Raw genomic sequence first — 3,574 nt, 5'->3', positions numbered from 1 at the left:
GAAGTTACTGCCGCTGCCTGGTTCAATCGTATTCTTATTCGTCATCGCCGCGGCCGCGCCGTGGTTGTGGATTCGTCCGGCCTATCAACCGCCCGCCTACCCCGGCCCGCTGGCCGAAACACTCGGTGTGGTGTTGGGCGATGACATGCGCCTGGTGGGGTATGAGGTAGAATCCGGCGAACAGCGGCCGGGCGACACGGTGCGCGTCCGGCTGGAGTGGGAAGCGTTGCGGCCGATGGCCCGCGATTGGAGCGTCTTTGTGCACCTGAACGATCCCGTACTAGGCCGGCCCATCGCCCAGCGCGACATGTACACCGGCCAGGGGTTGCGCCCAACGAGCTTGCTGGAGCCGGGCGAGCGGCTGGTCAACGAGTACGTGCTGACCATCCCGCCGGCGGCTGTCGCGCCGGCTGAGCTGGAACTGGCCGTTGGGCTATATGACTATGCGACAGGGGAACGACCGCAGACTGCCGACGGCCGCGACGCGGTGATGTTGGCAACCATCCTCCTGCTGCCGCGCGAGGGAGCGTACCCGAACGCGACGTCGCTGTTCTTCGAGCACGGGCTGGAACTGGTCGGTTTTGCCGTCGCGCCGCGGCGCGTAGTTGCCGGGGAGAGCGTTGAAGTGGTCACCTATTGGCGGCCATCGCAGCGGCTGTTGGTCGACTACACCTTCTTCGCTCAAATCGTCGGCGCGGACACGACCCGCTACGCCGCCGCCGACGTCGCGCCGCCGCAGCCCACCACCACCTGGTCGCTGGGCCAGGTGTACGAGGTGCGCCTGCCGCTGGCCGTTGACGCCGCCACGCCGCCTGACGTGTATCCGCTCATCGTTGGCGTCTACACGCGGACAGCCGAGGGGGGCTTCGACCGGCTGCAACAGGTGACGCCCGACGGCCGGCTGACAGATGACTTTCTGACGTTGACGTTGGTGAGGGTGGAGGAGCCGTGATGACGACGGACGAAGGATCACGAACTGCGTCTGTTGACCGCAGGGGAGCAGGGGAGCGGGGGAGCGGGGGTGAAAGAGAGCGCGCCAATGGCGGTTCCTTCTCCCTCGCACCCCCGCTCCTCCGCTCCCCTGCGCTGAATCCCGCCACCTCGCCGCTCGCCCTCGGCTTGCTCATCGGCCTGACCGCGGCGGTCGCGGGGCTGGTGCTGGCCTTCGGCGGGCCGATTGCCGGGGCGGCCGTAGCGCTGGGCGGGCTGGGCACGGCGCTGGTGCTGCGCAACATCGAGGTCGGCTTCTTCGCCGTCATCGGCGTCGTCTGCCTGCTGCCCTTCGCCACCATCCCGGTGGATATCGGTCTGACGCCGACGTTCCTCGACTTCGCCCTGGGCGCGGTGGTCTTCGTCTGGCTGCTGGGCATCGTCACCGGCCGGCAGCGCGACCTGGTCGCCGGGCCGGTGGCCCTGCCGCTGATCCTGTTCATCATCGCCGCCGTCTTCGCCTTCATCTTCGGCCTGTCCAATGGGCCGCTGACGCCGACGCTGCTGCGCAAGTTCGCCGAGTTGCTGCTGAGCCTGGGCTTTGTCATCGTCGTCATCGACTACTGCCGGACGTGGCCGCGGCTGGAGCGGCTGGTCAAGGCGCTGCTGCTGGCCGGGGCGAGCGCGGCGGCGCTGGCCATCGGCCTGTGGCTGCTGCCCGATGCCACGGCCAACAGCGCGCTCAACGTCCTGACCCGCCTGGGCTACCCCGGCGGCTGGGTCATCCGCTACATCGAGGAGAACCCGGAACTGTCCGAGCGGGCCATCGGCACGGCCGTAGACCCCAACTCGCTGGGCGGGCTGCTGCTGATGCTCGGCGCGCTCATCGGGCCGCAGGTGGCGACCCGGCGGCCGATCTTCCCCCGCCTGCTGATCTGGGGCATGGCCGGGCTGATCGTCGTCGCGCTGGTGCTGACCTTCTCGCGCGGGGCGATGCTGGGGCTGGTGGCCGGGCTGGGTTTCGTGGCCGTGGCTCGCTACCGGCGGCTGCTGCCCTATCTGGCGCTGGGCGGGCTGCTGCTGCTCTTCCTGCCCATCACCCAGGGGTACATCGCCCGCTTCGTGGAGGGGTTCCAGGGGGCCGACCTGGCGACGCAGATGCGCTTCGGCGAGTACAAGGACGCGCTCATCCTCATCGGCCGCTACCCCCTCTTCGGCGTTGGGTTTGCCGGCGCGCCGGACGTGGACATCTATCTGGCCGTCGCCAACGTCTACTTCACCATCGCCGGGCGGATGGGGCTGTTCGGGCTGCTGGGTTTCTTCGCCATCATCGCTACCGTGTTCGGCTACGCCTTCCACCACCGCCGGGCGGCGCGGGCCGACGAACGGCGCGACGCGGTGTGGCTGGGGCTGCACGCCGCCCTCGTCGGCGCGCTGGTAGCCGGCGTGTTCGACCACTATCTGTTCAACATGGACTTCCACCACGCGGTGACGATCTTTTGGGTGGTGTTGGGGATGGCGGTGGCGGGAACTAGGTTAGTCGCCTGTAGCGCAGACTGTTAGTCTGCTCCGGGGCGGACGAATGGGACGTTGATGACGCGGATGGGGCGCGGATTTTCGCGGATAAGAAGGGCGATTAGGGTTAGACATGCGTGATATACTTGTCCGCGAGGTAAACCATGAGTACGAAAGAGCGCCTGTTGCAGGAAATTGAACAACTGGATGACGAGGAACTGGAGGCGTTGTTCGCGCTGGTTCAGCAGTTCCTGGCCGAAAAGGAACATAGCGCCGGTGATGACTTTCTACTGCGTTTAGGAGACATCCAGATCGATGGTCCCGAAGACTTCTCCGAGAATATTGACCTGTACCTAAGTGGAGAGAAGTCCATTGACGCCCATCTTCATTGATACGGCCTACATCATCGCAAGAGTCAACCGGCGCGACCAGTATCACGCGGAAGCGGAGACGCTGGCGCGTCGGTATTTTGGGCGGCAATTCGTGACCACCGAGGGTGTGCTGCTAGAGACCGGCAACGCACTTGCCCGCCACAATCGCGCCGCTGCGGTTTGGCTCATCGAGCAGTTTCTTGGATCGCCTAAGGTCGAGATTGTATACGTAACGCCTGACTTGTTTACGTCTGCGTTCGCTCTGTACAAGCAGATGGATGACAAGCAGTGGAGCTTGGTGGACTGCACGTCGTTTGTAGTCATGCGCGAGCGCGGCATTGCTCAAGCACTGACCTCGGATTACCATTTCACCCAAGCTGGCTTTCAGGCCTTGTTTGCCAAACCCCGCTAGCGTTGCCGGCGAATTGCTCACCTTCCTACGCGGTCTATAATGGGGCTGCGCTGTCGCCATGGGGCGATGGCGGGGAGGCGTAGATGGAACCGTTCTCGGCCGCTGTACTCACCGGTCTTACCACCGACCTGGCGAAACAGGTTGTCAACAATCTCAAGGGCACGCTCAAGAGCCAGATCGTGGGCACGCCCGCCGAACAGGCGGTGGAGCGCTGCCTCGGCGCGGGCCTGGTCGCGCTCGTTGCCCAGGCGACGGCCGCCGAACCCGAACAGGAAATCCTGCTCCACGACATCTTCAGCGAATTCTTCCACTACAAAGCTGTCCGGACGCAGATCGAGGGCCTCCT

The 3,574-nt window shown here is 65.3% G+C and carries 4 protein-coding genes and 1 pseudogene; all 5 read left to right on the top strand.

What is annotated here, in order from left to right; translation table 11 throughout:
- Window positions 1-952, top strand: a pseudogene (locus ACE3UY_RS08890) (hypothetical protein); the annotation flags it as partial.
- Window positions 952-2,493 carry an O-antigen ligase family protein gene (locus ACE3UY_RS08885; protein ID WP_374687186.1) on the top strand — a complete coding sequence of 514 codons (1,542 nt, stop codon included), beginning with the start codon at window positions 952-954 and terminating at the stop codon, window positions 2,491-2,493. The pseudogene ACE3UY_RS08890 and the gene ACE3UY_RS08885, both read left to right, overlap by 1 nt.
- A gap of 116 nt (window positions 2,494-2,609) precedes the next feature.
- On the top strand, window positions 2,610-2,837 hold the full coding sequence (locus ACE3UY_RS08880) for a hypothetical protein (protein WP_374687185.1): 228 nt from the start codon (window positions 2,610-2,612) through the stop codon (window positions 2,835-2,837).
- Window positions 2,818-3,228 carry a type II toxin-antitoxin system VapC family toxin gene (locus ACE3UY_RS08875; protein ID WP_374687184.1) on the top strand — a complete coding sequence of 137 codons (411 nt, stop codon included), beginning with the start codon at window positions 2,818-2,820 and terminating at the stop codon, window positions 3,226-3,228. Before ACE3UY_RS08880 ends, ACE3UY_RS08875 begins: the two co-directional genes overlap by 20 nt.
- Before the next feature lie 83 nt (window positions 3,229-3,311).
- On the top strand, window positions 3,312-3,574 hold a 263-nt coding region (locus ACE3UY_RS08870), incomplete at its 3' end, for a hypothetical protein (protein WP_374687183.1).

Origin of the sequence: Promineifilum sp. (SeqCode), from assembly GCF_041918635.1 — a bacterium.
In the GTDB taxonomy this organism is placed as follows: Bacteria; Chloroflexota; Anaerolineae; order Promineifilales; family Promineifilaceae; genus Promineifilum.
The sequence above is the reverse complement of the archived record's forward strand: the minus strand, read 5'-3'. Positions and strand labels throughout refer to the sequence as shown.